The following is a 25,735-nucleotide window of genomic DNA, read 5'->3' on the forward strand; positions in this document are numbered from 1 at the left end:
GTACTTGTTGGAGTTAACGCTCTGGAGAACACGAATGGCTCGCCCGGTGACGGTACTGAGACACAGCCGACACGTCACCGGCGCGGAGGGTGAGGGTCCGTTGACTTTCGGCCACTTCCGTGACCGCTTGTGTCAGTCCTCGTACTCGTCGTGACAGCGCACCAGGCCGCTGCCCCCGGGCGCCCGGCCGAACGCCGTCAGGTCGAGCAGGGAATTGGTCGAGCCGAGTCCGTCGAGACCGCGGTCGTGGGCGGAGTAGGTGTGGAAGACCCGGTCGTGCTCCCTCAGGAAGCAGCTGATGCCGGGCCGTTCGACCGGTTCGTCGTCGACCACGAGGGTCGCCCCGAAGTCGCGGTTGAAGTCGCTGTGGCACGAGGAGTACCAGGGCAGCGTCCAGCCCATCCGCGCCTTGAACGGCAGGATCCTGGTGAACGGCGCCCGGGACACCGCCGCGAACGAGGTACCGCGCGCCCGCAGATGGGCGAGATGGCCGATCTGGTCCAGGAACGCGGAGCAGTTGGGACAGCCTGCCTCCCACTCCGGCGCGAACATGAAGTGGTAGACGATCAGTTGCGCCCGTCCTTCGAAGAGGTCGAGCAGGGTCGCCTTGCCGTCGCCGCCCTCGAACACGTACTCGAGGTCCACCTCGACCATCGGGAGTCGGCGCCGCTCGGCGTTGAGCACGTCCCGCGCGCGCGTGAGCGCCTCTTCCTTGAGCAGCAACTCCTCGCGCGCGGCACGCCACCGCTCACGCGAGACGATCTCCGGAAGCGACATGGGCCCTCCTGTACGACGGTCGGTTCCGGGTGGTGACCGCCGGGAGGCGGAGAACTCATCGGCGCGGCCGGAGATTTTTTCCGGCGTCACCGTCAGGTGTCGTAGCCCCTGATGCGCCGGCCCTGGCGGCGGCCGGCGGCGAGCGGCGCTCACCGTCTCGACGTAGGGCAGCGTCCTCGCGCCGGGTGAGCCGGACCGCACATCCTGTCCCGGCTCTGTCGTGCACCGGCGAGGGCGAGCACGCCCGCGGCACCATCTCCTGGAAGGAGCCGGGCATGCTCCTCGGCACCTGGAACCTCGAGAACCTCTGCCGACCCGGTAGCCCCTTCGGCCCCAAGGACAAGTCCGCGTACGAGGCCAAGCTCGCCGCCCTCGCCTCTGTGATCGGCGCGCTGGACCCGGCCCTGCTCGGCGTCCAGGAGGTCGGCGACCCCGGCGCCCTGGCGGATCTGGCCGAACTGCTCGGTGCGAACTTGCACGTCGCTCTCTCCGCGCACGCCGACGGCCGGGGAATCCGGGTCGGCTTCCTGGCCCGCACCGAGCTGACCGTGGTCTGCGACACCGCGGCTCTCCCGGCCCAGCTGGACCCGGTGCAGACCGACGACTCGGGGACCACCGTCACCGGGACCGGGCGCGGCTTCCCGGCCGTGACCGTGCAGCCCCCGGCCGGTTCGCTGACGGCGGCGGTGGCCCATCTCAAGTCCAAGCTCCTCAGCTACCCCGGCGATCGTTTCTCCCCGCGCGACGAGGGCGAACGGGCGCGTCACGGCGCGTACGCCCTCTTCCGGCGTGCCGCGGAGGCGGCGGCTCTGCGGGCGCTGGCGGACGAACTGCTGGACGGGCAGGGCAGGTCCAGGGACGTGACGGTGCTCGGGGACCTCAACGACGAGGTGCAGGCGGCCACCACCCAGATCCTGCTCGGCCCGCCCGGCTCGGAGATCGGCACCACCGGCTACGACCGCGCCGACCGGGGCGACGCCTTACGGCTGCGGGACACGGCCCCGCGGATTCCGGCCGGGCAGCTACTCCCGTGTGGACTCCGGCCGCCGCGAGCTGATCGACCACATCCTCGTCAGTCACCACCTGGTCCACCGTCTGGCGGCGGCGGGCACCGGCCTGCCGGGCGCCACCGCGCCGCCGGACCTGCCGTCGGTGGGTGAGGACCCGGCGGAGCGCCGCGGAGTACCGGGGTCGGACCACGCACCGGTGTGGGCGCGGTTCGAGGACTGAGGCGTACGGCGTGGCCGGGGTCGCCCGTGCCACCGGGCCGCGGCCGGCATCCGCAGCACCGTGAGTCCGAGCTTCTGTCCGTCGCGCTCCAGCTCGGCCGCCAGGGCGTCGAGTCGCCGGGCCTGCCGGGGGGTGAGGCGTCCGGTCTCGTCGAGGTGCACGGCGCACGCGGTGGTCGTGTCCACGAGCCCTTCGAGTACGGCAGCCACCGCGTCGGTGCCCTCGGTGTGCCGGGCGAGGGCGGGGAGTTCGGCGGCGGCAAGGGTGATGGCGGTGCGGGCCTCGGCGAGGGTGCGGTAGGCCTCGCGGCGCAGGGCCGGGCGTTCGCCGCGGTCGGCGGACTCACTCAGGACGTGGTCGAGGTAGGCGTGCGCGGCCCGCCCGGCCGCCGCGAGCCGGGCCCGTACCCCGCCGCCCCGTTTCCCGGCCATCGGCAGATGGCCCACGATCAGCACGATCGCGCAGGCCAGCAGGGTCTCGCCGATGCGGCTGAGGGATGCCTGCGGTTCGCCGCCGGCCATGACCAGGGCGAGCACCAGGACGGTGGCGGCGGCGGTCTGGGCGGCGAAGTGCCGGGTGGCCACCGGGAGGACCGCTCCGCAGACGGCGACCAGCGCGACGAGTCCCTCGGGCCGGGGCAGTACGGCGGCGAGGCCCGCGAAGACGAGGGCGCCGAGGACGGTGCCGGCGGCCCGGCACAGCACCCGGGAGGCGAGCGGTCCGAGGTCGGGCTTGACGAGGAAGACGGCGGTGGCGGGCAGCCAGTACCAGTGCTGGTGCTCGCCGTACCAGCGGGCCTGGTGCAGGGCCTGGGCGATGGCGGCGCTGGCCCCGAAGCAGAGGGCGACCCGCAGCCCGTACTCCCGGCCGCCGCTGCCGAACGCGGCCCGCAGGATCTCCTTCGGGCCGCGCCGCCGGGCGGGTGGCCGCTGCCCCGCGCCCTCGGTCTCGGCCCGGTCGAAGGACTCGGCGGCGCGCAGCAGGGCGTCGTCCAGGGCGCGCAGGGCGGGTGCCGACCGGGACGGCGCGGGCAGTGGCCCGGTGGCGGCGTTGCCCCGGACCGCCGCGGCGAGCCGCCGGGGCCCCTCGGCGGCCCGCTCGGACATCCGCTGGTCCGCCCAGGCGAGGGCGGTGGCCGCCTCGGCGAGGGGCAGCGCGGCCGCGTACTGCGCGTACAGCCGGCGCTCGGCGGCGGAAGTGGCGTACCGCCGCAGCCGGGGCCCGGTGAGCGCGTCCTGGGCCTGGTCGAGTGCGGTGCTCAGCGCCTTGCGCCGGCCGAGGGCGGCCTCGCCGCCGACGGCGTCGAGGAGGTCGGCGACGGCGTCGTACACGGCGGCGACGGCGTCGCGTTCCCCGTCGAAGCGGTAGTCGCCGGCGAGGCCGCCGGGGGTGGGCAGGGCGAGCCGCAGCACCAGCAGCCAGCCGGCGCCGGCGAGGAAGGCGAGGGCCCGCTGCCCGCCCGGTTCGGCGACCGGCATCCCGGCGCCGATGGCGGCGGCGACCAGTAGCTGCGTCCCGGCCGCGGAGGCGACCGGCCCGACGGCGCTCGCCCCGCCGGCGACCAGTCCGAGCCCGGTGAGCAGCAGGGTCAGGGGGACGGCGGTGAGGTGTTCGCCGCCGTACGTCCCGGCCAGCAGCCCGACGCCCCCGGCGGCCGCGGGCACCCCGAGCCGGCGTACGGCGGCCCGACGGCTGCCCGGCCGGTCGTTGATCCCGGCGAGCATCGCGGCGATGGCGGCGACCACCCCGAGAGAGGTGTGGTGGAGGACGACCGCGGTGAGCAACAGCGGTCCGGCGGCCATCGCGCCTCTGGTCACGGCGGTCCACGGGACGGGCCCGCGCTGAGCGTGCAGGGCGTGGGCGAGCCAGGGCGGCAGGGCGGCGGGAGGGGACACGGGGCTCCTGTCCGGGCGAGGGCGGGGTGTGCCTTCGGACGACGGTGGCCGGGCTGTCGGCTTCGGTGTTCCCACCGTAGGCCGTGTTCCCGTACGGAAAGGTCCGTCTGTATTTCGCAGGTGTGACAAGTGGGGCGAAGAGCCGTGTTCTTTATGAACGCAATTTCACGGTGAACGGGAACGGGCCCGGGAGCGTAGCCTGCCCCCGGGCCCTGGAGAGCCGCCCATCGTCACACGCCGGCCCACTTGAGAACCCGGGTCAGTCGTGAGGTCGCCGCGTCCTTCCTTTGGACCACCACGCATCGAGCTGCGCGGGCAGGACTTGAACCTGCATTTCGACGTGCTGGGGCCCGGGCCCGGTCGATCCGGCGATCGGCGGCGAATGCTGAGTCTGGAGCGAGAGTCTGAGATTCAACGCGGTCCGCCCCGTGTTCTGTGGGGTACGACCGCCCGTCACGACAAGGCTCAGCTTCAGCTTTGCGCTCCTCGCGCACCCCGGCCGCGAAGGTCCGGGGAGTCTGGAACGGCTATCCGAAGAGATAGCCGAACACGGCGTCACCGACCCGCTGGTCGACGACGTCGGCGCCGTTCGCCTCCTCGCGGGCGAATTTGACGGCCTGCTGCAACTTCTCGACCCGGTCGAGGAGTTCGTTGATCCGCCGGGCGGGCAGGGCACCCGAGAACTTCACGGTGGTCCAGTACCCCACCGGAATGTCCTCGTAGTACACCTCGACCTGCGCCGGGTGTTTCTCGGTCGCCTCGGCCTTCACGTGGTTGCGGGGCACCTTCTTGGTCCGCAGGGTCCGCACCGGCTCGGTCTTCCAGGCGTCGGTGGAGGGATCCTGCACCCACGACTCGGAGGCGTCGAGCACGGGCAGCTTCCGCACGAAGGTGTTGAGATCGACGAGCTGCTTCTCCAGGAACAGCAGGTAGGCCACGGGTACGGCGGCGACGAGCACCCGCCCGTCCACCTTCACGTCGGCCCTGGCCGCGCAGTTGGCCCAGTCCTTGGTGGCGGTCACGTCGAAGAGCCGCGTCAGCGTGGCCGAGGTCTCCCGCAGCACGTCCTCGGCCTTGACCTGAACCCGCGTGGACTCGGGCGGCAGCTGCTCACCCTCCTCGTCCTTCGGCTGATACGTCCGCGAGATTCCGGCCAGCAAAGCGGGCTTCTGCAGCCCGTGATGAGCTGCCGTCAGGTCCTGCTGAGCCTTGGACTTGATGCCCTTCTCGACCGCGATGATCTGATTGAGTTTCGCCACGTGAGGGACGGTAGCAACGTCAACTCGGCCGTCTCCAACGAATTTTCGAGCGGCGAATGGATTCCGTCCGCGATCCCGCAGGAATGCCGTCGACAGGACATGGGAGGTGCGGGAATCCGGCGGACCCCGCGGCCGGTGGTCTCCCTGCCGAACGGAAATCCGGGTGCGATCACGGCCCCGTGTCCGGATGATCGGTACACCGCCGGTCGTCTGCCCGAGGAGCTGCCGTGATCCGTCGTGTCACCACCCCTGTCCTCCTTCCGCCGCCCCGCTGTTCGCACGTCTCCGTCGTCGAGGGGGCGGGTGCGTGAGCGCGGCTGACGAGGCCGTGGTCCGGCGGGCGCTGGGAGGGGATGCCGTCGGCGTCGCCGATGTCTGGCTGCGCTCGTTCTCCGCCGCCCTGCCCACCGTCGTCCGGCCGCGCTCCGACGACGAGGTGCGGGCGTACTTCCGGGATGTGGTGGTGCCGGAGCGGGAGACCTGGCTCGCGGAGGCGGACGGCCGCGTGGTGGGCGTGATGGTGCTCGACGAGGGTGTGCTGTCCCAGTTGTACCTCGACCCCCGGTGGCGGGGGCGCGGCCTCGGCGACCGGTTCGTCGCGCTGGCCAAGGAGCGCTCCCCGCGGGGGCTCACGCTCTGGACGTTCGAGGTCAACAAACCGGCGCATCGGTTCTACGAGCGGCACGGCTTCGTCGCCGTCGAGCACACGGACGGCAGCGGGAACGAGGAAGGGGAGCCGGACGTGCGCTATGTCTGGCTCCCCTGAGGGCCGCCCCACGCCCGCCTCTTCGGCAACGGCTTCGCGTAGCTGCCCGCCCGGCTGGTCGTGAGCCCGAGCGTCACCAGTGACTCCGCCAGTTTCACCGCCGCGCCGACGCCGTCGACCACCGGGAGCCCGAGCTTCTCCCCCACCGCGCGCTGCAGTCCCGTCATCCCGGCGCAGCCGAGGACCAGGACCTCGGCGCCGGCGTCCCGGGCGCGTTCGGCCGCCGCGAGGAACGCGGTCTCGGTGCGCCCGGGGTCACCGGCGAGGTCGAGGACGCCGAGTCCGGTGCCGGTGACGGCGACGCAGTTGCGGGCCACCCCGGCGTTCTCCAGGCTGTCCTCGATCTGCCCGCGCGACCGGTCCAGGGTGGTGACGACGCCGTAGCGGCGGCCCAGCAGGCAGGCCAGGTGGGCCGCCGCCTCGGTGATGTCGACGACGGGGACGTCCAGCAACTCACGGGCGCCTTCCCGCCCGTGCTCTCCGAAACCGGCCATGACCACCGCGTCGTACGGCGGACCGGCGTAGGTCCGCAGTGCGTCGAGGACCGCCGCCGCCGACAGGTAGCTGTCCAGCCAGCCCTCCGCCGACTCGGGTCCCCAGTCGGGGGTCAGGCCGGTCACGGTGGTGCCCGGGCCTGCGGCGGCCCGGGCACCTCGTACGATCTCCCCGGTCATCTCCTGCGTGGTGTTGCAGTTGGTGACGACGATCCGCACGGCCGTCATACCTCCCGCGTGGCGACGGCCCGCTCGGTGCGGCAGAGCGCCGCGTACAGCCCGGCGGCCAGCGCCGTGCCGATGAACCAGGAGTACGGCGCCACCTCGCTGAACGTCTTCACCAGCGCGAGCACCGCCGCGACCGCCGCCGACGGCAGGAACGCCCACAGGGCCTTGGGGTTGACGCCCTTGCGGTAGTGGTACGGCGCTCCCGGCGCCGCGTCGAAGAGCTTCTCGACGTCCACTGCGCCGCGCTTGACCCAGTAGTAGTCGACCATGATCACGCCGAACAGCGGGCCCAGGAAGGCACCGAGGCCGCCCAGGAAGTAGTTGACGACGGTGGGGTTGGAGAAGAGGTTCCAGGGGGTGACGACCAGCGCGGCGACCGTGCTGATCATGCCGCCGGCCCTGAAGCTGATCTTCTGCGGCCAGACGTTGGCCAGGTCGTACGCTGGTGAGACGAAGTTGGCGACGATGTTGACGCCCATGGTGGCGACCGCGAAGGTCAGCGCGGCCACCACCAGGACCCAGGTGTTGCCGACCTTGGCGACCAGTTCGGCGGGGTCGGTGATGGCCTCGCCGAAGACCTCCAGCGAGCCCGCCGTGACGATCACGGAGACGACCACGAACGCCGTGGAGTTGATGGGCAGGCCCCAGAAGTTGCCGCGGCGGACGGTGCGGTAGTCGGGTGCGAAGCGCGAGAAGTCGCAGAAGTTGAGCATCAGCGTGCCGTAGGTGGCCAGGATCAGCCCGATCGCACCGAACCACTGCCGCCACTGCTCGCCGGCCGAGACCGGGTGCGGGGTGGAGGTGAGCGAGATGCTCCAGTGGGCCCGGGCCAGGATCCAGAGGGCGAGCGCGATCATCACCAGCCAGATCGCGGGGCCGCAGAAGTCCTGGAACCTGCGGATCGTCTCCATGCCCCGGCTGATGATCGCCGCCTGGATCAGCCAGAGGGAGACGAAGGAGGTCCAGCCGAGCGCGTCCAGGCCCAGGAAGGAGTGGTGGGTCCAGGACTCCAGGCCGGGCCAGGCCGCCAGCAGCATCACGTTGACGGCGACGGACGCCAGATAGGTCTGGATGCCGTACCACATGATGGCGATCACGGCCCGGATGAGTGCCGGGACGTTGGCGCCCCAGACGCCGAAGCTGATCCGGCTGACCACCGGGAACGGCACGCCGTGGCGCTGTCCGATCCTGCCCATCCGGTTCATGCCGACGTAGATGAGCACGAAGCCGGCGAGGAGGGAGGTGAAGACCTGCCAGACGTTCATGCCGAGGACCAGGAGGCCGGCGGCGAAGGTGTAGTTGCCGAGGTTGTGGACGTCGGACATCCACATGGCGAAGAGGTCGAAGACCTTCCAGTTCCGCTTCTCGGCGGGGGCGAGGTCTTCGTTGGTGAGCCGGGGGTCGGGGACGAACGCGGGTGCGCCGGTGGCTTCGGCGCGGTCGGCCAGGGACACGGGGCCTCCAGGAACTACGGGGCTGCGGGGACAGGGAGGGGCGGAGGGTGACTGCCGGATGGTCGCATTTGGTATACCAAACTGCGGTCATGGTCCTCCCGTCAAGCGTTCCGACCGATGTCCGTCCCGTTACGGCTCCGTAAAAGCCCCCCAGGTCGGCGAGGATGGCCTCATGGGATCCCCCACGACGAAGATCGAACCCCTGGGCGCGGTGCGCGAGCGCGTCCTCGCGACGCTGCGGCAGGACATCATCGCGGGGCGCCTGGGTCCGGGCGACCGGCTGGTCGAGCGCGAGCTGGCCGAGCGGTTCGGGGTGTCCCGGGTGCCGGTGAGGGAGGCGATCCGGGCCCTGGTCGCCGAGGGATTCGTCCTCTTCGAGTCGGCTCGCCGCACCGTCGTGCGCCGGCTGACCCCGACCGACGTCAAGGAGCTCTTCGAGCTGCGCGAGGCGCTGGAGGTGTACGCGGCCGGGCTGGCGGCGGCACGGGCGACCCCGCAGGCACTGGCCGAGCTGCGGGACCTGCTCGACCGGGCCGCCACCGCGACGCGGGCCGGGGACGCCGAGACGATCACCGACATCAACACCCTTTTCCACGACCGGATCCTGGCCCTGGCCGGCAACAGCCTGCTCATCTCGGTGATGGAACCGGTCGACGGCCGGCTGCGCTGGCTCACCCGGCGGAACGAGGAGTGGCCGCAACTGCTCACCGAACACCGCGAGCTGTACGACGCGATCGCCTCCGGCGACCCGGACCGCGCCCGCGCCCACGCCCTGCGCCACGTCCGGGCCAACCACCGGTCGACAGTACGGCACCTCTTCGGCGAGGAGCCTGGGCAACAGCCCTGACCTCACATCAAGCCATCCACAGGAACACCCGTTCGAACAGCAATCTCCTAGAGTTCACCTCATCGGCGAAGACCGGAGCGGATCCGGCCGGACCACACGGGGAGGACATCACCATGGTGAGCAGGCGGGGGCTGTTGAGCGGAGCCGCGCTGATGGGAATGGGCGCGGTGGGCGGCCTGGCGGCGAGCGCGGGGACCGCCGCGGCCGACACTCCACTGGACACACCGTTCACCCCGGTCGCCGCACCGCATCTGGCCGAGGCCGAGCAACTGGTGCAGTACCAGCGCATGCTGGCGGCCGGCTACCTGCCGACGGGACTGGCCGGGCACTGGCCGCTGGACGGCTCCGGCACCGACCGCTCCGGCCTGGAGCATCCCGTCACCCTGGGCTCCGGAGCGAGCTGGACCGGCCTGCGGGCGGGCGGTGAGCTGAGCCTCGACGGCACCTCCGGCGCCTACGCGGCCACCGGCCCCGTGCTGGACACCACGACCCCGTTCACGGTGACGGCCTGGGTCCGGCTCGCTGACGACGCCGTACTGACGAACATGTACACGGCCGTCAGCCAGGACGGCGCCGGCGTCAGCCGCTTCCTGCTCCAGTACGACGACGCGGCCGGGACCTGGGCCTTCAAGGTGCGCAGCGAGGACCAGAGCACCAAGGTCTCCGCACTGGGCGCCACACCCGTCACCAGGACCGGCGTCTGGACCCATCTCGCGGGTGTCTGGGACGGCACCCGCGTCCAGCTCTACGTGAACGGTGTACTGGAAGGCAGCGCCGACACGACCCTGTCCTGGGCCGCGCCGCAGGGCTTCAGCATCGGCCGGGCCCGCTGGGACGGCGGCTACGTCAACCGCTTCAAGGGCGCGATCGACGACGTCCGCGCCTACGGCCGCGCCCTGAGCGCCGCCGAGATCGCCCTGGTCAGCGGTGCCACGGCACGTGCCAACAACGTCTACCTGATGAACGCGACGGCGACCGTCAGCTGGGGCCGCCCGGACGACCTGGCGAGCTGGGTGGCCCGGGCCCGCTGCTCGTCCTTCGTCACGGCGCTGCTCAGACACACCTACGGCTGGGCGACCGACGCCTACTTCCTCCAGTACTTCCAGGACAAGGGACCCGAAGCCGCCGACTACTGCACGGCCTTCCTGAAGAACACCGGCGGCCCCCGCTTCCGTCCCGTCCGCGAGGTCGCCGACCTACGGCCGGGCGACCTGATCGCGGTCGACTACAGCGGGCAGGACACCGAGAACACCGGGCACATCGTGATGGTCCGTGCGGTCAAGGGCGTCTTCAGCGGCGTCGCCGACTTCCCGAACGAGACCCAGTACGCCGTCGAGATCATCGACTGCACCTCCGACCCGCACGGGGTCTACGGCCTGAACAACTACCCGCAGTACCCCGACACCCGCATGGTCAGCAACGTGGACGGCGAGAGCCTCCAGGGCGTCGGCATCGGACACATGATGTTCTACGCCGCCGACGCCACCGGCGCGTTCTCCCGCTACCGCTGGAGCGTCAACTCCTCCGCGTCCACCGGCACCCATCCGGTCACCGACCGCCCGGTGGCGGCCGCCCGCGTGGTCTGAGCGCTCTGCCGTCCTCACAGCCCGGCCGCCTCGGCCGCCGTGCGCAGCACCTCGCGGAGCATCTCGGGGGTGAGGCGACCGGTGAAGGTGTTGCGCTGGCTGACGTGGAAGCAGCCGAAGAGGTCCAGGCCGCCAAGGCCGACCCGGGTGCCGTGACCGAAGGCCGGCCGGGGCCGGGGCACGCTCCAGCCGGCCGCGGCCAGCGCGGGCAGCGCGGCCTGCCAGCCGAAGGCACCGAGCACGACGGCGGCGCGCGCCGTCGGACGCAGCACCGTCAGCTCCTCGACCAGCCAGGAGCGGCAGGTGTCGCGCTCCTCGGGGGTGGGTTTGTTGTCGGGCGGGGCGCAGTGCACAGGCGCGGTGATGCGCACGCCGTGCAGTTCCAGACCGTCGTCGATGCGCTCCGACGTCGGCTGCGAGGCGAGCCCGACGTCGTACAGCGCCTGGTACAGCACGTCACCGGAACGGTCGCCGGTGAACATCCGGCCGGTGCGGTTGGCGCCGTGCGCGGCCGGCGCGAGGCCGATGATCAGCAGCGGGGCGTCGGCCGGCCCGAAGCCCGGGACGGGCCGGCCCCAGTACGTCCACTCGGAGAACGCGGCGCGCTTGGTACGCGCCACCTCCTCCCGCCAGGCGACCAGGCGGGGGCAGGCCCGGCATTCGCTGACCCGCTGGTCTAGCCGGGCGAGGGGGGTGAGCGGGGAGGGGAGGGGGTGGGCGGAGGGAGGGGGGAGGGGCACAACCCCAACGGTAGAGCCGAGGGCACCTGGCCGTACGGCGTGGGGGCTCGTTCCCGTCGCCCCGAGTGGTCTGCGTACGCTGCACGGGCTGCGTGGGCGTCCGGGAAATCGGCTCCGTTTCTCTCCGCTCGTGGGGCTAAGGTCGGGGCATGGCTTCTGAGGACGCGGGTGAGAGCAGGGAGCGCGGGAGCGGCGGGACGGGAATCCCCGCCGCCGCACAGCCTGCCGAAGGCGCCGGAGCGCCTGCCGCCCAGACCCCCGACTCGTCCCCTGACTCGTCCTCCGGCTCCGCTTCCGCCGCCGACCCCGCCGCAGTGGCGGCGGCCGTCGCCGCCGCCGAGGCCGCGGGGCCCGCTCCCGGTGAGAACGTGCGGATCGACAGCTGGATCTGGGCCGTACGCCTGATCAAGACACGCTCGATGGGAGCCACGGCCTGCCGGGGCGGGCACGTCCAGGTGAACGGCGAGCGGGTCAAGCCCGCCTACTCCGTGCGCGTCGGGGACGAGGTGCGGCTGCGTCAGGAGGGGCGTGAGCGGGTCGTCGTCGTGAAGCGTCTGATCCGCAAGCGGGTCGGGGCCCCGGTGGCCGCCCAGTGCTACGTCGACAACTCGCCGCCGCCCCCGCCCCGGGAGGCCTTCGTCCCGATCGGCCTGCGTGACCGCGGTGCCGGACGCCCCACCAAGCGCGACCGCCGCGACCTGGAACGGCTGCGCGGGCTCGGCGGGACGGGCGGTCCGGGTGGGGCGGGCGGCCCGGGCGGAACGGGCCGGCCACCGGGTGGCGGACGTCCCGGCGGACGGTGATCCACCGGGGTCGGTCCGCCCTGCGCGCGGCGGTCGCGGGGGTCATGTGCGTGACCGCAGCAGTCCCCACAGCCGGGTGTTCTGTTCACGCCGGGCCCAGGCGATCAGGGCCAGCGGCATGATCAGGATCAGCGGGGTCGCCGCGTTGTGGCCGTCGAAGACGGTGAGCTGGACGCTGAACGCGCCCACCATGAGCGCGCTCAGCGCCGTCGCCGCCACCGACTGCAGCACCGGTATCAACAGGGCGACCGCACCGGCCAGTTCGAGTGCGCCGATGGTGTACATGCCGACGCCGCCCCAGCCGATCCTGTCGAAGGAGTCGACGGCGGACGGGTGCGCGATCAGCTTGGGCAGGGCGCTCGCGACGGCGTAGAAGAGGGCGAGCAGCACCTGCACCGTGCGCAGGGCCAGGCGGGCCCTGCGGCCACGGGCCGCCGCCGGCTCGGCGATGCCGGGGGCCGGGGCGGTGGCGGCGAGGGAGGCGGAGGCGGCGGACTCGGTCATGGGGTTCTCCTGCGGGAAGCGGTCCCTGTTGCTGTCACAGGGGCAGACCCGCCGCCGGCCCGGAACTCATCGAGTGCCGGCAGGATTTCCCGGCCGCCGCCGTTTCTCGCTATGCCGCCGGTACCGCCCGCACCCACACTCCGTCCTCGGTCAGGTACTCGGTGGCCGTCAGTCCCGCTTCCGCGAGTGCTTCCTCGAACTGCTCCCGGGTGAGTGGCCGGGCCAGGAACGTCTGTGTCCAGGCGGCGTCCGGGAACTCGTATTCCACGTGTACGGAGTTCACGCCGTCCCCGACCGGTCGCGCGGACACGATCCGTACCGTGTAGCCGCTGGGGTCGACGCGTTCCCTCGGCACGTTCGAGTGGTAGTCGGCGCCCTCCCGCTGGATGAGCACGCAGCCGCTGTCCGCGACGTGTGCCGCGCAGGTGCGCAGCATGCCCCGGCGTACTTCCGGGTCCCCGGTGTGCACCAGGAACGACGCGAGCATCACGACGTCGAATTTCTCGCCGAGGTCGAGCTCTTCGATGGTGCTGTGGATCGTGCGTGCGCCGTGGACGCGTTCCAGCATCTGGGCTGACTCGTCCACCGCCGTGACGGTGAACCCGCGTGCCAGGAGTGGGTGTGTCATCCGTCCCACGCCACTGCCCAGTTCCAGGATGTGGGCGCCGGCCGGGACCGCCGCCTCGATGATGTCCGGCTCGCCGCCGACGGACAGCCGCGAGTAGAGCTCCACCGCGCAGCCGTCCGGGGTGATCGCACCGGGCCCCGTCCCTTCGTACCCGTCACGCATCTCAACCGTCATGCCCGTCCAACGACCCGTCCGGGTGGGGACGTTCCCGTGACGGGGTCATCCTTTCCAGGGGAGCCAGCCGTGTCCGAGGTACCAGTGGGCGCCCGTCCGCAGGTGGTCGCCGACCGCCCGCTCCACCGAGGTGCGGCGGGGCAGGTCCTGGACAGGCAGGTCCGGGGCGCCGAACACGAACTGGACGGCCGCGGTGTCGACCGGTTCGGTGTCCTCGTATCCGGGGCGGAACCGTTCCTGGAAGCGGACGATGTTCGAGTCCGCCCGCAGGTAGCGCTTCAGCTGCGGGTCGAGCAGCCAGGAGTGGCAGATGGCGACCGCGTACTCCGTGTCGGGGAAGTGCCGGGGGAAGAAGTCCCGTGCCAGGGCCAGCGAGCGGTCGCAGGCGGTGGGGGTCAGGGGCCCGCGGTAGTCGGGTATGTGCAGGTCCAGACTGGGCGTCCCCGGAGCCACGGCCGCGGACGGGTCCGTTCCGGTCGCGGTGATCGCCTGGGCCGTGCGTTCGCCGAGCCGGGTCCGTTCGTACTGCAGCCGGCCCAACTGGTACAGCTCGCCGCGGAAGTGGCGGACGAGCCAGGACGCCTGGAAGGCCGACAGTCCTCCCCTGCCGTAGCGCCTGCGGTGCAGCGTCATGCCGCGTCCCAGGTCGGCGAGCGTGTGCCGGGACACGTCGGAGGGGATGTTCCGTGCCTGGTGGTAGGCGCGGGCGTGAGGCAGTGCGGCGAGGAGGACGTAGACCAGGAAGTATCCGTCGAGTGCGGCCGGGGCGGCGGCGGCGAGCTCGTCGAGCCCGGACGGGCCGCCGGACCCCGCCGGAGCGGCCGAAACGACCGGAGCGGCCGGAGCGGAAGTGGTGCCGGTGACCTCGTCGGCGCCTGCGGCGAGCAGCCGCAGTACTCCGGGGTCGGCGGTCACCGTCCGCCGCAGGGCCACCACCTCGTTGATGTCCTCGTGCGGCACGGCGAGGTCGAGGAGCAGGTCGGGCAGGTCGTCGGCGTCCGGCAGCACGGTGGGATCCCCCCTTGGTGAACGTCCTGGTCGAAGAGTACGTTGCAGAGAGGAGTGGTGATCCGTGATGCGTACCGGCAGTGAACCGGCGACCGCGCGCAGTGCGCTGAGGGCGCGGTTGTGGCTGAGTGTGTGGGGCGTGGCCTGGGCGATCTTCGGGACGGCGGCGTTCGCGCTGGTCGGCCGTCCGGGCTGGGCGGCGGCCTGTGGGGTGCTGTGGCTGGTGGCCACGGCCGACATGGTGATGATCCTGCGGCACATCCGGCAGGGTCCGCATTACCAGCCGGGTCGGGACGTGCCGCCGTACCGGCCGGCGGACGGTGGTCCGCGGCGGCTGCGGCGTCCGCCGCGGCACCGTCACCCGTGAGTGGCCGTCCGCTCACCCGGCGTCGTCGAAGCGGGCCGCTTTCAGGTACTCGGGGTTCGGGTCCAGGGCGGCCGCGAGCCGGAAGTGGCGTATCGCGAGGTCGGCGCGGGCCTGGCGTTGGTAGGTGCGGGCGAGCGCGAAGTGGGCGAACGCGTTGTCCGGCTCGCGTTCGAGGACGATGGTGAACTCCATCTCGGCGGGGCGTAGTTGCGCGGCGGCGAAGAAGGCACGCGCGCGCAGCAGCCGGGCGGCGGTGTTCTCGGGGTGGGCGGCGATCACTCCGTCGAGCAGTTTCACCGCACCCCGTGGGTCCCGTGCGTTGAGCAGTTGCTCGGCGGCACGGAAGTCGATGACATGCGTCTCCGGAGTACGTCCTGTCGAACCGCTGGTCTCGGGCACGGCACAGTCCTTCCCTCACTGAAGCGGTTCAACGCACGGACGGGTGCCCGCTATTTCGAAGAGGTGTGGCGGCTAGTCCGGGCGGCCTTCGCGGGCCCGGCGCACGAGGTCGGTCCAGACCGTGGCGACCTGCTGTTCGAGCTGGTCCAGGGGGACGTCGTTGTCGATCACGATGTCGGCGGTCTCCAGGCGCTTCTCGCGTGTCGCCTGGGCGGCCATGCGCGCGCGTGCGTCGTCCTCGGTCATCCCGCGCAGGCGGGTGAGCCGGTCGAGCTGGGTGCCGGGGGCGACGTCCACGACGATGACGAGGTCGTAGAAGGGGGCGAGGCCGTTCTCCGCGAGGAGCGGAACGTCGTTGATCACCACTGCGTCGTCGGCGGCGGAGTTCTCCAGTTCGCGGGAGCGGGCTCCGACCAGGGGGTGGACGATCGAGTTCAGTACGGCGAGCCTGTCGGGGTCGGCGAAGACGATGGAGCCGAGCTTCGGCCGGTCAAGGGTGCCGTCGGCGGCGAGTACGCCGGGTCCGAAGGCCTCGACGACGGCGGTGAGGCCGGGGGTTCCGGGCTCGACGACCTCGCGGGCGATGCGGTCGGCGTCGATCAGTACCGCTCCGTGTCCGACGAGCAGTCGTGACACTTCGCTCTTGCCGGCGCCGATCCCGCCGGTGAGACCAACTTTCAGCATGCTCCGAAGCTTAGGCCCTGCCACCGACACGGCTCCGGACCGGTCCGGGGTCTCCCCGCGGCCAGGGGGGAGACCCCGGTCGCGGGAGGCTCAGGTCGCGGGCGCGCCCTGGTCCGGGACGGGCCCGATGGAGGCTGGGCGGGGTTCAGCCGTCGCCTTCCCGCTCCGCGAGGAAGCGCTCGAACTCCAGGCCGATCTCGTCCGCCGAGGGGATCTCCACCGGCTCGGCGAGCATGTTGCCCCGGGTCTCGGCGCCCGCGGCGGCGTCGTACTGGTGTTCAAGGCCCTGGACCAGGGCGGTGAGTTCCTCGTCGCCCTCCTGGACCTGGCGGTCGATCTCCGTCTGCGTGCGGTACGCGTCCGTGCGCAGGGCGTGCGCGATGCTGGGGAGTACCAGGCCGGTCGCGCCCGTGATGGCCTCCAGGACGGTCAGGGCGGCGTCGGGGTAGGCGGAGCGGGCGATGTAGTGCGGTACGTGTGCGGCGACGCCCAGGACGTCGTGGCCGGCCTCCATGAGGCGGTATTCGACGAGTGCCTCGGCGCTGCCGGGTACCTGGGCCTCGTCGAAGGGGCTGCTGTGGCCCGGGACGAGGTCGGTGCGGTTGCCGTGCGGTGTGAGGCCGACGGGCCGGGTGTGGGGGACGCCCATGGGGATGCCGTGGAAGTTCACGGCCAGCCGGACGCCGAGCCGTTCCACGATCTGCCGTACGGCGGCGGCGAAGCGTTCCCATTCGACGTCCGGTTCGGGGCCGGACAGCAGCAGGAAGGGTGCGCCCGTGGCGTCCTGGACCAGCCGGACCTCGATGCCGGGCTCCTCGTACTCGGTCCAGCGGTCCCGCTTGAAGGTCAGCAGCGGGCGGCGGGCCCGGTAGTCCACGAGCCGGTCGTGGTCGAAGCGGGCGACGACCTGGTGGGGCAGCGAGTCGAGGATCCGGTCGACGATCTGGTCGCCGGTCTCGCCCGCGTCGATGTATCCGTCGAAGTGGTAGAGCATGACAAGACCGGCCGACTCCTGGGCCAGCGCCATGTCCACCACGGCGAGGCCCTTCGGCTCCCATGCGTACAAACCCTGCGGATCAAGCACTGTGACCGCTCCTCCTCGTGTTCGTACGGGACAACGTGGCGGGGGCGGCGGGCATTCCCGCCCCCGCTGCGATCAACTGACCGTTCGGCGTCTTCTCCTGCCGGAGGGTTCCCGGCGCACGCCCGTTGACGTTCTTTCCGTGCCGGCGGGACGCGGCTGCGTGGACGTGTCCACGTCTTGGCGGACCCTATGCGGACAGCACGCGCGCGTGCAGTGCGGTGACCGCTTTGCGCGCGGAGCTGAACGCGCCGTGCTGCCAGGCGTCCGTGTGGCTGAGCCAGTCGCCGGCGAAGTAGACGCGGCCGGTGGGTTCGTTGAGCGGCTTGTAGCGCACGTCGTCGGGGCCGCCGGGGGTGTCGTGCCAGGCGGCTTCCAGGTGGGGGGTCTGGCGCCAGTGGTGGGAGAAGGAGGAGACCAGCTCGGTGCGGTACTTGTCGCCGTAGATCTTCACGCCGGCGGCCACGGCGCGTCGTTCGCGCCGGGCCGGGGTGAGTTCGGCGTAGGAGTCGGCGTCGGAGCCGTAGTTGTAGTAGCCGATGAGGACGCCTCGTTCGCCGTGGAAGCCGTGGGAGGGGTGCCAGATGTGGGTGACGTCCTGGTCGGTCTCGGTGATGCCGCCGTAGATGCGGTGGTCCAGTTCCCACCAGCGGGAGCGGTATTCGAGGCCGATCTTGGCCGCGGACGACGGGGTGACGGCCGCCAGGGCGTTCTGTACGCCGGAGCCCAGGTTGTGCGGCACTTCGGCGAGGATGTTGGGGGGCATGGCGGCGACGCAGTAGTCGGCGTCGACGGTCCTGGTGCGGCCGCCCTGGGTGTAGGTGACCGTGACGCCGTGGCCCTTGTCGGTGATTGCGGAGACGACGGCTCCGGTGCGGATGCGGTGGGTGCCGATCGCCCGGGTGAGCGCTCTCGGTATCCGGTCCATGCCGCCGACCGGCTGGAACATGAGCATCGCCTGGTCGAAGCCGAACTCGAAGGAGAAGTAGCGTCCGACTCCGCTGGCGAACACCTCGGAGGCGGCCGGGACGTCGCCGAGGAGGACGCCGGGGGTGCCGGCGGCGGCGGGGACGGTCGTGTATCCGCGGCGCTCACCGCCTTCGTAGGTCAGGTTGTCGCCGAGTGCGCCCCAGTCCTTGAGGAATTCGACGAGCCGCTCCTGGTCGGCGGCGGTCAGTTCCTTGTCCAGGGCGCCTTTGTCGGTGGCCTTGGCGAGCAGTTCCGAGACGTAGCCGTACACGTCGGCCTTGGCGGTGCGGTAGCGCTCGGGTCCGGTCATGCCGGCGGACTCGTTGTAGAGGTAGGCGTCGGCGTTGGTGTTGGTGAACACCTCGATGGGGACGCCGAGTTCACGGCAGTAGTCGAGGGTGATCATCCATTGGGGTATGCGGGCCGGTCCGGCGTTCATGTAGTGGCCGGTGGCGAATCGTGCGGTCTGTGTGTGGCCGTGGAGGTCGGTGGTGGAGTCGCCGCCGCGGACGGTGAAGTTGCGTCCGCCGGTGCGGTCCCTGGCTTCCAGGACCGTGCAGTGGTAGCCGGCCTTGCCCAGTTCGTAGGCGGTGGCGAGGCCGGCGATGCCTCCGCCGAGGACGACGACGGTGGCGGCGGCGCGCCCGGTGAGGGTGAAGTCGCTGGTGCCGGGCGCCCGGAAGGGCTGTTCGCGCTGGGCGGCCTGGGCGGTGGGGGCGAGGCCGAGGGCGCCCATGGTGGCGAGCATGGTGCCGGCGCCGCCGGTGAGACCGACGTTGCGCAGGAACGTCCGCCGGCTCGTCCCTGACCCGTGCTGAGGCTGTGCCATGTCTGGACTCCTCTCCCGATCTTGAACGAAGACCGGGGAAGCGTCCCAGCGCCGCGTTACGGCCCTGCGGTTACTCGTGTATCCCGCACGTTTCTGTGTACGGGACGTCCGGCGCCACGAGGGGGCGCCGGGGAGCCCGCGTTGCCACGGGGTGCGGGGAGCCGCGCGCTCAGCCGCGAACGAGGCCGTGCGGGCGGACGATCGCGTGCCCGTGGACGAACGCCGAAAACACCGGGAACACCGAGGGGCCGTACCTCGGAAGGTACGGCCCCTCGGTCACCGGTTAAACCCAGTGGCGAGCGTCAGCTCTGGCCACCCGCGAGCTTCTCGCGGAGCGCGGCCAGCGCCTCGTCGGAGGCGAGTGCACCGGAGGTGTCCGCACCCTCGGAGGAGTACGAACCGCCACCCGAGGCGGCCGGAGCGGCGGCCTCGCCACCCTCGGCGGCAGCGGCAGCGTCGGCCTCGCGGCTCTTGATGACCTGCTGCTGGTGCTGCTCGAAGCGCTGCTGCGCCTCGGCGTACTGGTGCTCCCACGCCTCGCGCTGGGTCTCGTAGCCCTCGAGCCAGTCGTTGGTCTCGGGGTCGAAGCCCTCGGGGTAGATGTAGTTGCCCTGGTCGTCGTACGAGGCAGCCATGCCGTACAGGGTCGGGTCGAACTCGACCGAGGCCGGGTCGGCACCGAAGGACTCGTTGGCCTGCTTGAGGGACAGCGAGATCCGGCGACGCTCCAGGTCGATGTCGATGACCTTGACGAAGATCTCGTCGTTGACCTGGACGACCTGCTCCGGGATCTCCACGTGGCGCTCGGCCAGCTCGGAGATGTGGACCAGACCCTCGATGCCCTCGTCCACGCGGACGAACGCACCGAACGGAACCAGCTTGGTGACCTTGCCCGGGACGACCTGGCCGATCTGGTGGGTCCGGGCGAACTGCTGCCACGGGTCTTCCTGGGTCGCCTTCAGCGACAGGGAGACACGCTCGCGGTCCATGTCGACGTCGAGGACCTCGACGGTGACTTCCTGGCCGACCTCGACAACCTCGGACGGGTGGTCGATGTGCTTCCAGGAGAGCTCGGAGACGTGGACCAGACCGTCGACGCCACCCAGGTCCACGAAGGCACCGAAGTTGACGATCGAGGAGACCACGCCGGAGCGGACCTGACCCTTCTGCAGGGTCGTGAGGAACGTCTGGCGGACCTCGGACTGGGTCTGCTCCAGCCAGGCACGGCGGGACAGGACCACGTTGTTGCGGTTCTTGTCCAGCTCGATGATCTTGGCCTCGAGCTCCTTGCCCACGTAGGGCTGGAGGTCGCGGACGCGGCGCATCTCGACCAGGGAGGCCGGGAGGAAGCCACGGAGGCCGATGTCGAGGATGAGACCACCCTTGACGACCTCGATGACGGTACCGGTGACGATCCCGTCCTCTTCCTTGATCTTCTCGATGGTGCCCCAGGCACGCTCGTACTGGGCGCGCTTCTTCGAGAGGATCAGGCGGCCTTCCTTGTCCTCCTTCTGGAGAACAAGGGCCTCGATCTCGTCACCGACGGCGACGACCTCGTTGGGGTCGACGTCGTGCTTGATGGAGAGCTCGCGGCTCGGGATAACGCCTTCGGTCTTGTAACCGATGTCGAGCAGGACCTCGTCCCGGTCGACCTTCACGATGACGCCGTCGACGATGTCGCCGTCGTTGAAGTACTTGATCGTCTCGTCGATCGCGGCGAGGAAGGCTTCCTCGTTACCGATGTCGTTGACCGCTACCTGCGGGGTGGTGGCGGTGGTCTCGGTGCTGCTCGTCATGTGGGAAAGGGCTCCGGTACGGACATTGAAGTCGTAGGTACTGCTTACGCCGGGAGCCCGTTTCGCTCTGATGAAGACCGGACAGCCAAGGAAGCGCCACACAAAACCGCTGGTGGCGCCTCGAAAACCGAGGGGGCAAACAACAGATGCGAGCGCAGCCTGCTACGTCTGAGGTGCGCAGGCCCGCAGCGCAACTTGTAGCATACGGGGGCAGCCGGACAGGGTCAATGCGCGAAGGCGCACACCCGGGGCGGATCGCCGCATACCCGGCACAAAAGCCGTCCCACGAGGCCGCGCAGGCCTGCCAGACCTCCTCCGTGACACCCCCCTGAACGGGTTGCACGGAAGAGTACGACGAGGGAGCCGATCATCCAAGAGCCCGATTCGTTCGACCTCGAAGAGGCCGGGTCAGAGCCCGGAACAGAGGACGAACCCGAAGCCACCCGGCGTGCCGCCGGCGTCACCGAGAGCAGCCGGGCCAACCGGGGCTGGTGGGACCGCAACGCCGACGAGTACCAGGTCGAGCACGGCACGTTCCTCGGCGACGACCGTTTCGTGTGGTGTCCCGAGGGCCTCGACGAGGTGGAGGCGGAGCTGCTCGGCCCGCCGGAGGACCTCAAGGGCAAGGACGTCCTGGAGATCGGCGCCGGCGCGGCCCAGTGCGCGCGCTGGCTGGCCGCCCAGGGCGCCCGTCCGGTCGCCCTGGACCTCTCGCACCGCCAGCTCCAGCACGCGCTGCGCATCGGCGGATCGTTTCCGCTCGTCTGTGCGGACGCCGGCGCGCTGCCCTTCGCCGACGGCTCCTTCGACCTGGCCTGCTCGGCGTACGGTGCGCTTCCCTTCGTCGCCGACCCCCGCCTGGTGCTGCGCGAGGTGCGGCGGGTGCTGCGCCCGGGAGGCCGTTTCGTCTTCTCCGTGACGCACCCCGTGCGCTGGGCGTTCCCGGACGAGCCGGGCCCCGAGGGGCTCACGGTCTCGGCGTCCTACTTCGACCGCACGCCGTACGTCGAGCAGGACGAGGACGGCCGCGCGGTGTACGTCGAGCACCACCGGACGCTGGGCGACCGGGTCCGGGACATCGTCTCCTCGGGGCTGCGGCTGGTCGACCTGGTGGAACCGGAGTGGCCGGCCTGGAACACCGCCGAGTGGGGCGGCTGGTCGCCCCTGCGGGGCGGTCTCGTCCCGGGGACGGCGATCTTCGTGTGCGAGCGGGACTGAGCGCGGGCGTGGGGCCATTTCCCACGGCCGTGATCCGCGGCCGCAGGACGCCGTAAGACACTGGGTGGCGTGATCCGTTACGACGCCCTGGGCGAGCTGCCGGTACGACAGGCCCTGCCCGGTCTGGACGACGCCCTGGCCGGGCACGGCACCGCCGTGCTGGTGGCGCCGCCCGGCACCGGCAAGACGACGCTGGTGCCACTGGTGCTGGCCGGGCTGCTGGACGAGGGGCGGCCCGCGCGGCGGGTGGTCGTGGCCGAGCCCCGCCGGATCGCGGCGCGCGCGGCGGCCCGCCGGATGGCCTGGCTGCTCGGTGAGCCGGTGGGGCGGAGCGTCGGCTACACCGTGCGCGGCGAACGGGTCGTGGGTCCACGCGCGCGCGTGGAGGTCGTCACGACCGGCGTGCTGCTGCAGCGGCTGCAACGTGACCAGGAGCTGTCGGGTGTGGACGTCGTCGTCCTCGACGAGTGCCACGAGCGGCATCTGGACGCGGACACGGTGGCGGCCTTCCTGTGGGACGTGCGCGAGACGCTCCGCCCCGAGCTGCGTCTGGTGGCCGCCTCGGCGACCACGGACGCGCAGGGGTGGGCGCGGCTGCTGGGCGGTGCGCCGGTGGTCGAGGCGGACGGCGTGTCGTACCCGGTGGAGGTGGTGTGGGCGCCGCCGGTGCGGCCGGTGCGGCCGCCGCACGGGATGCGGGTGGATCCGGCGCTGCTGGCGCACGTGGCGTCGGTGGTGCGGCGGGCCTTGTCCGAGCGGCCCGGTGACGTGCTGTGTTTCCTGCCCGGCGTGGGTGAGATCGCGCGGGTGGCGGGCCAGTTGGGTGCCCTGGGGGACGTGGCGGTGCTCCAGGTCCACGGCCGGGCGCCGGCCGCCGTCCAGGACGCGGTGCTGACGCCCGGGGAGCGGCGCCGGGTGGTGCTGGCCACGGCGGTCGCCGAGTCCTCGCTCACGGTGCCCGGGGTCCGGGTGGTCGTCGACTCCGGGCTGGCCCGGGAGCCTCGGGTCGATCACGCGCGCGGGCTGAGCGCGCTGGCGACGGTGCGGGCGTCCCGGGCGGCCGGGCGGCAGCGGGCGGGCCGTGCCGGGCGGGAGGCTCCGGGGGCGGTGTACCGCTGTTGGACGGAGGCCGAGGACGCCCGCCTGACGGCCTTTCCGGCACCGGAGATCAAGGTGGCCGACCTGACCGCGTTCGCCCTTCAGGCGGCGTGTTGGGGCGATCCCGGAGCGGCCGGGCTGGCGCTGCTGGATCCGCCGCCGGGCGGGGCGATGGCGGCGGCCCGGGAGGTGCTGACGGCGATCGGGGCGGTCGGCCCCGCCGGACGGGCCACGGAACGGGGGCTGCGGCTGGCCCGGCTGGGGGTGCATCCGCGGTTGGGGCGGGCGTTGCTGGACGGCCCGGGCGGGAGCGCCGAGGTGGTCGCGCTGCTGAGCGAGGAGCCGCCTCGGGAGTACGGGGACGACCTGGCGGCCGCGCTGCGGATGGCACGGCGGGGCGGCGACGCCTACGCGGGACGGTGGCTCACGGAGGTACGCCGGCTACGGGCGGGCCACCGTGACACGTCGACCACCCCTGCGGCCGCCCGCCGGGAGACCGTGCGCCCGGCGAAGGCCCCGGCGTCGCACGACCACACGGCGAACGCCCCCACGGCAGCCGACCACAGGGCGGACGGCCCGACGGAGAACAGCCCCGCGGCGGCAGACCGCCCGGCGGACCACCTCACGACCGCCCTCCACACGGCCAACGACCGCACGACAGCCGACGGCACGACAGCCGACCGCACGGGGAACGGCCGCACGGGCCAAGACACCAAGGAAACCGGCCCCACGGCGGACGCTCCTGCAGACAACAGCCCCGCGGCAGCAGACCGTACGACGGACCACCTCACGGCCGATCCCCGCACGGCGAACGACCCCACTGTGAACTCCCGCGCGGCGAAGGCCCCCGCGACGGACGAACGCCCGGCGGAGGCCTCCGCGACCGAGCTGCGCACGGCGAACGACCCCGCAGTGAACGCCCGCACGGCGAAGGCCCCCGCCGTGGACGACCGGGCGGTGGGGCTGGTCACCGCTCTCGCCTTTCCCGAGCGGGTCGCCAAGGCGGACGGTGGCTCGTATCTCATGGCCTCGGGCACCCGGGCCGAGCTCGCCGACGGCAGCCCGCTGCGTGGTGCCCCGTGGCTCGCGGTGGCCGTCGCGGACCGGCCGCTGGGCCGGGGGCACGCACGCGTGCGGCTGGCCGCGGCGGTGGACGAGGGCACGGCCAGGTCGGCGGCGGCGTCGCTGTACTCGGAGGGCCAGGAGGTCCGCTGGGCCGACGGGGACGTCGTGGCGCGGCGCGTGGAGCGGCTCGGCGCGATCGAGCTCGTGGTGCGGCCACTGCGGGACGCGGCCCCCGCCCTGGTACGCGGTGCGCTCCTGGACGGGCTGCGGCAGGAGGGGTTCGGCCTGTTGCGGTGGACGGCCGACGCGGCGGTGCTGCGGCAGCGGCTCGGGTTCCTGCGGCTGCGCGTCGGGGAGCCCTGGCCCGACGTCGGCGACGACGCGTTGCACGCGCGCGTGGAGGAGTGGCTGGAACCGGAGCTGAGCCGGGCCCGGCGCCGGGCCGACCTCGGGCGGATCGACGCGGGGGAGGCGCTGCGGCGGCTGCTGCCGTGGGCGAGCGGCCAGGCGGGGCGGCTCGACGAACTGGCGCCCGAGCGGATCGTCGTGCCCAGCGGGTCACGGATCCGGGTCGACTACGCGAATCCCGAGCAGCCGGTGCTCGCCGTGAAGCTGCAGGAGATGTTCGGGGCGCAGGAGTCGCCGGCCGTGGCCGGGGTGCCGGTGCTCGTGCATCTGCTGTCGCCGGCCGGACGGCCCGCCGCCGTCACCGCCGACCTCGCCTCGTTCTGGCGGGACGGCTACAAGGGCGTACGGGCCGAACTGCGCGGTCGCTATCCGAAGCACCCCTGGCCCGAGGACCCGGCGTCCGCCGCGCCCACCCGGCACACCAACGCGCGGCTCAGGCGCTGACGGGTTCCGCCACCGTGGCCGGGGCGGGTTCCGGATCGGCGGGGCGGCGGCCGAGGGCTTCCAGGCACAGGGCGAGGGCGAGCAGGGCGATACCGAGGGAGAGGAAGCCCCAGGGGAGGTAGGAGGTCAGCATCAGGACGAGGGTGCGGTTCTGCTTGACCAGCGCGACCGTGTGCTCGATGTAGTCCTCGCGCATCTTCACGTCGCCGGCGAAGGCCGTCACCTTGGCGCGGCCGCCCAGCAGGGTGCCGCCGCGCAGCTCCTCCTTGTGGATCTCCTCGCCGTAGACGGGGGCGCCGGTGACGGGTTCCACCCAGAACCTGCGGACCGTGGTGTACCAGCGGGTGGTGCCGGTCTTGGCGACCGTCTCGGGGGTGATGCCCTGCACGGGCATCTTCTTGGGCATGGGGACCTTGGTCCAGGGGATGGTCTGCTCGAAGTAGTAGACCTGCACGCCCCGGAAGGTCTGCGTCCCCTTGTAGTGGATGGGGTTGGTGGTGCGGGTCTGCGCGTCGAAGTACTCGTAGTCCCGTTTCTCGGTGAGGAACGGCCACTTGAACTCGATGCCGTCCCGTTTCACCGGGTCGCCGTCGACCATCTCGCCGGTGGCGTGGACGGGTTCCTGGCTGTGGGCGTCGAAGATGTAGCGCTCGGGGATCTCGGAGACCATCTTGCCGTCGGGGCCCTGGACGTAGGACAGGCCGTCCCAGACGACGACGTCCCGTCCCGCCGTCTTCTCGATCCTCTCCGCGGCCGCCACGTCGCCCTTGAGGGTCTGCACGATGGTGACCTGCGGGACCTTTTCCGCCTTCATGGTGCCGTAGTCGAGGAGGGTGGCGTCCTTCGCCACCAGGACCATGTCCTGGTACTGGTTGGCGGGGATCTTGGCCAGGCGCGGGAAGGCGTACCAGCGCAGCAGCGGGGACAGCGCCGCGAAGAACACGGCGCAGGCGAGCAGGACCAGACTGGCCTTGCGGCGCATCT

23 protein-coding genes are annotated in these 25,735 nt (G+C 71.9%); 8 read left to right on the forward strand and 15 right to left on the reverse strand.

The genetic code is table 11. The features are described 5' to 3' along the window. Positions 1 to 132: 132 nt before the first annotated feature. Positions 133 to 777 carry a DUF899 domain-containing protein gene (locus tag ACZ4O3_RS16410; protein ID WP_467722623.1) on the reverse strand — a complete coding sequence of 215 codons (645 nt, stop codon included), beginning with the start codon at positions 775 to 777 and terminating at the stop codon, positions 133 to 135. A 275-nt stretch (positions 778 to 1,052) separates the two neighbouring features. Here ACZ4O3_RS16410 and ACZ4O3_RS16415 point away from each other — a divergent pair, with 275 nt between their 5' ends. Further along, complete coding sequence (locus ACZ4O3_RS16415; RefSeq protein WP_467722625.1) at positions 1,053 to 1,937, forward strand: endonuclease/exonuclease/phosphatase family protein; 885 nt, start codon at positions 1,053 to 1,055, stop codon at positions 1,935 to 1,937. Here ACZ4O3_RS16415 and ACZ4O3_RS16420 read toward each other — a convergent pair. Both ACZ4O3_RS16420 and ACZ4O3_RS16425 read right to left on the reverse strand, forming a co-directional pair. Then, positions 1,854 to 3,902, reverse strand: coding sequence for an FUSC family protein (locus ACZ4O3_RS16420; RefSeq protein WP_467722626.1), 2,049 nt, complete (start codon positions 3,900 to 3,902; stop codon positions 1,854 to 1,856). The two genes, ACZ4O3_RS16415 and ACZ4O3_RS16420, sit on opposite strands and share 84 nt — an antisense overlap. Before the next feature lie 527 nt (positions 3,903 to 4,429). Next, complete coding sequence (locus ACZ4O3_RS16425; protein ID WP_362722794.1) at positions 4,430 to 5,161, reverse strand: DUF7873 family protein; 732 nt, start codon at positions 5,159 to 5,161, stop codon at positions 4,430 to 4,432. A gap of 307 nt (positions 5,162 to 5,468) precedes the next feature. On the opposite strand from ACZ4O3_RS16425, the gene ACZ4O3_RS16430 reads away from it, so the two are divergent. Further along, entirely contained in the window at positions 5,469 to 5,927 is a 459-nt protein-coding gene (locus ACZ4O3_RS16430) for a GNAT family N-acetyltransferase (protein WP_467722627.1), read from the forward strand. Here the strand turns inward: ACZ4O3_RS16430 and ACZ4O3_RS16435 are convergent. Together ACZ4O3_RS16435 and ACZ4O3_RS16440 are read right to left on the reverse strand one after the other, a co-directional pair. Next, the gene (locus tag ACZ4O3_RS16435) at positions 5,909 to 6,640 is read right to left on the reverse strand and encodes an aspartate/glutamate racemase family protein (RefSeq protein ID WP_467722850.1); all 732 of its coding nucleotides are present in this window, start codon (positions 6,638 to 6,640) and stop codon (positions 5,909 to 5,911) included. The two genes, ACZ4O3_RS16430 and ACZ4O3_RS16435, sit on opposite strands and share 19 nt — an antisense overlap. Positions 6,641 to 6,645: 5 nt before the next feature. Beyond that, positions 6,646 to 8,103 (reverse strand): NCS1 family nucleobase:cation symporter-1, encoded by a 1,458-nt coding sequence (locus tag ACZ4O3_RS16440; RefSeq protein ID WP_362722800.1) that lies wholly within the window; start codon positions 8,101 to 8,103, stop codon positions 6,646 to 6,648. A 172-nt stretch (positions 8,104 to 8,275) separates the two neighbouring features. Between ACZ4O3_RS16440 and ACZ4O3_RS16445 the strand changes: the two genes are divergently transcribed. Both ACZ4O3_RS16445 and ACZ4O3_RS16450 read left to right on the forward strand, forming a co-directional pair. After that, on the forward strand, positions 8,276 to 8,950 hold the full coding sequence (locus ACZ4O3_RS16445) for a GntR family transcriptional regulator (protein WP_362722803.1): 675 nt from the start codon (positions 8,276 to 8,278) through the stop codon (positions 8,948 to 8,950). 113 nt (positions 8,951 to 9,063) lie between these two features. Continuing rightward, on the forward strand, positions 9,064 to 10,536 hold the full coding sequence (locus ACZ4O3_RS16450; protein ID WP_467722628.1) for a LamG domain-containing protein: 1,473 nt from the start codon (positions 9,064 to 9,066) through the stop codon (positions 10,534 to 10,536). Between the two features lie 14 nt (positions 10,537 to 10,550). Here ACZ4O3_RS16450 and ACZ4O3_RS16455 read toward each other — a convergent pair whose 3' ends face one another. Further along, a complete protein-coding gene (locus tag ACZ4O3_RS16455) occupies positions 10,551 to 11,276 on the reverse strand; it encodes a uracil-DNA glycosylase (RefSeq protein WP_467722630.1) in 726 nt (241 codons plus the stop codon). A 149-nt stretch (positions 11,277 to 11,425) separates the two neighbouring features. Here ACZ4O3_RS16455 and ACZ4O3_RS16460 point away from each other — a divergent pair, with 149 nt between their 5' ends. After that, complete coding sequence (locus ACZ4O3_RS16460) at positions 11,426 to 12,079, forward strand: RNA-binding S4 domain-containing protein (protein WP_467722632.1); 654 nt, start codon at positions 11,426 to 11,428, stop codon at positions 12,077 to 12,079. Between the two features lie 42 nt (positions 12,080 to 12,121). Here ACZ4O3_RS16460 and ACZ4O3_RS16465 read toward each other — a convergent pair whose 3' ends face one another. The 3 genes from ACZ4O3_RS16465 to ACZ4O3_RS16475 all read right to left on the reverse strand — a co-directional run bounded on the left by ACZ4O3_RS16465 (position 12,122) and on the right by ACZ4O3_RS16475 (position 14,393). Continuing rightward, a complete protein-coding gene (locus ACZ4O3_RS16465) occupies positions 12,122 to 12,583 on the reverse strand; it encodes a DoxX family protein (RefSeq protein WP_467722633.1) in 462 nt (153 codons plus the stop codon). 109 nt (positions 12,584 to 12,692) lie between these two features. Further along, a complete protein-coding gene (locus ACZ4O3_RS16470) occupies positions 12,693 to 13,373 on the reverse strand; it encodes a class I SAM-dependent methyltransferase (RefSeq protein WP_467722634.1) in 681 nt (226 codons plus the stop codon). Positions 13,374 to 13,430: 57 nt separating this feature from the next. Then, positions 13,431 to 14,393 (reverse strand): acyltransferase domain-containing protein, encoded by a 963-nt coding sequence (locus ACZ4O3_RS16475; RefSeq protein ID WP_467722636.1) that lies wholly within the window; start codon positions 14,391 to 14,393, stop codon positions 13,431 to 13,433. Positions 14,394 to 14,460: 67 nt separating this feature from the next. Between ACZ4O3_RS16475 and ACZ4O3_RS16480 the strand changes: the two genes are divergently transcribed. After that, positions 14,461 to 14,760, forward strand: a complete 300-nt coding sequence (locus ACZ4O3_RS16480; protein ID WP_467722638.1) for a DUF6343 family protein — start codon at positions 14,461 to 14,463, stop codon at positions 14,758 to 14,760. Between the two features lie 12 nt (positions 14,761 to 14,772). On the opposite strand, the gene ACZ4O3_RS16485 is transcribed toward ACZ4O3_RS16480, so the two are convergent. The 5 genes from ACZ4O3_RS16485 to rpsA all read right to left on the reverse strand — a co-directional run bounded on the left by ACZ4O3_RS16485 (position 14,773) and on the right by rpsA (position 20,518). Continuing rightward, positions 14,773 to 15,159, reverse strand: a complete 387-nt coding sequence (locus tag ACZ4O3_RS16485; RefSeq protein WP_467722640.1) for a tetratricopeptide repeat protein — start codon at positions 15,157 to 15,159, stop codon at positions 14,773 to 14,775. Between the two features lie 72 nt (positions 15,160 to 15,231). Beyond that, positions 15,232 to 15,843, reverse strand: coding sequence for a dephospho-CoA kinase (gene coaE / locus ACZ4O3_RS16490; protein ID WP_362722960.1), 612 nt, complete (start codon positions 15,841 to 15,843; stop codon positions 15,232 to 15,234). Between the two features lie 145 nt (positions 15,844 to 15,988). After that, positions 15,989 to 16,927, reverse strand: coding sequence for a PAC2 family protein (locus ACZ4O3_RS16495; protein ID WP_362725475.1), 939 nt, complete (start codon positions 16,925 to 16,927; stop codon positions 15,989 to 15,991). A gap of 187 nt (positions 16,928 to 17,114) precedes the next feature. Further along, the gene (locus tag ACZ4O3_RS16500; protein WP_467722851.1) at positions 17,115 to 18,641 is read right to left on the reverse strand and encodes a flavin monoamine oxidase family protein; all 1,527 of its coding nucleotides are present in this window, start codon (positions 18,639 to 18,641) and stop codon (positions 17,115 to 17,117) included. Positions 18,642 to 19,024: 383 nt separating this feature from the next. Continuing rightward, positions 19,025 to 20,518 (reverse strand): 30S ribosomal protein S1, encoded by a 1,494-nt coding sequence (rpsA, locus tag ACZ4O3_RS16505; RefSeq protein WP_189947373.1) that lies wholly within the window; start codon positions 20,516 to 20,518, stop codon positions 19,025 to 19,027. Between the two features lie 366 nt (positions 20,519 to 20,884). On the opposite strand from rpsA, the gene ACZ4O3_RS16510 reads away from it, so the two are divergent. Further along, complete coding sequence (locus tag ACZ4O3_RS16510; RefSeq protein WP_362725481.1) at positions 20,885 to 21,736, forward strand: class I SAM-dependent methyltransferase; 852 nt, start codon at positions 20,885 to 20,887, stop codon at positions 21,734 to 21,736. 69 nt (positions 21,737 to 21,805) lie between these two features. After that, on the forward strand, positions 21,806 to 24,751 hold the full coding sequence (locus ACZ4O3_RS16515) for an ATP-dependent RNA helicase (protein ID WP_467722642.1): 2,946 nt from the start codon (positions 21,806 to 21,808) through the stop codon (positions 24,749 to 24,751). On the opposite strand, the gene pgfA is transcribed toward ACZ4O3_RS16515, so the two are convergent. Beyond that, complete coding sequence (pgfA, locus tag ACZ4O3_RS16520) at positions 24,741 to 25,733, reverse strand: cell envelope lipid trafficking protein PgfA (RefSeq protein WP_362732212.1); 993 nt, start codon at positions 25,731 to 25,733, stop codon at positions 24,741 to 24,743. The two genes, ACZ4O3_RS16515 and pgfA, sit on opposite strands and share 11 nt — an antisense overlap. Positions 25,734 to 25,735 lie beyond the last annotated feature (2 nt).

The organism is Streptomyces sp. NPDC026515 (genome assembly GCF_055567595.1).

Coding starts and splice junctions, on each gene's coding strand:
- ACZ4O3_RS16410 (WP_467722623.1), bottom strand. CDS start 777: ATGTCGCTTCCGGAGATCGTCTCGCGTGAGCGGTGGCGTGCCGCGCGC.
- ACZ4O3_RS16415 (WP_467722625.1), top strand. CDS start 1,053: ATGCTCCTCGGCACCTGGAACCTCGAGAACCTCTGCCGACCCGGTAGC.
- ACZ4O3_RS16445 (WP_362722803.1), top strand. CDS start 8,276: ATGGGATCCCCCACGACGAAGATCGAACCCCTGGGCGCGGTGCGCGAG.
- ACZ4O3_RS16450 (WP_467722628.1), top strand. CDS start 9,064: ATGGTGAGCAGGCGGGGGCTGTTGAGCGGAGCCGCGCTGATGGGAATG.
- ACZ4O3_RS16460 (WP_467722632.1), top strand. CDS start 11,426: ATGGCTTCTGAGGACGCGGGTGAGAGCAGGGAGCGCGGGAGCGGCGGG.
- ACZ4O3_RS16465 (WP_467722633.1), bottom strand. CDS start 12,583: ATGACCGAGTCCGCCGCCTCCGCCTCCCTCGCCGCCACCGCCCCGGCC.
- ACZ4O3_RS16470 (WP_467722634.1), bottom strand. CDS start 13,373: ATGCGTGACGGGTACGAAGGGACGGGGCCCGGTGCGATCACCCCGGAC.
- ACZ4O3_RS16480 (WP_467722638.1), top strand. CDS start 14,461: ATGCGTACCGGCAGTGAACCGGCGACCGCGCGCAGTGCGCTGAGGGCG.
- coaE (WP_362722960.1), bottom strand. CDS start 15,843: ATGCTGAAAGTTGGTCTCACCGGCGGGATCGGCGCCGGCAAGAGCGAA.
- ACZ4O3_RS16500 (WP_467722851.1), bottom strand. CDS start 18,641: ATGCTCGCCACCATGGGCGCCCTCGGCCTCGCCCCCACCGCCCAGGCC.
- rpsA (WP_189947373.1), bottom strand. CDS start 20,518: ATGACGAGCAGCACCGAGACCACCGCCACCACCCCGCAGGTAGCGGTC.
- pgfA (WP_362732212.1), bottom strand. CDS start 25,733: ATGCGCCGCAAGGCCAGTCTGGTCCTGCTCGCCTGCGCCGTGTTCTTC.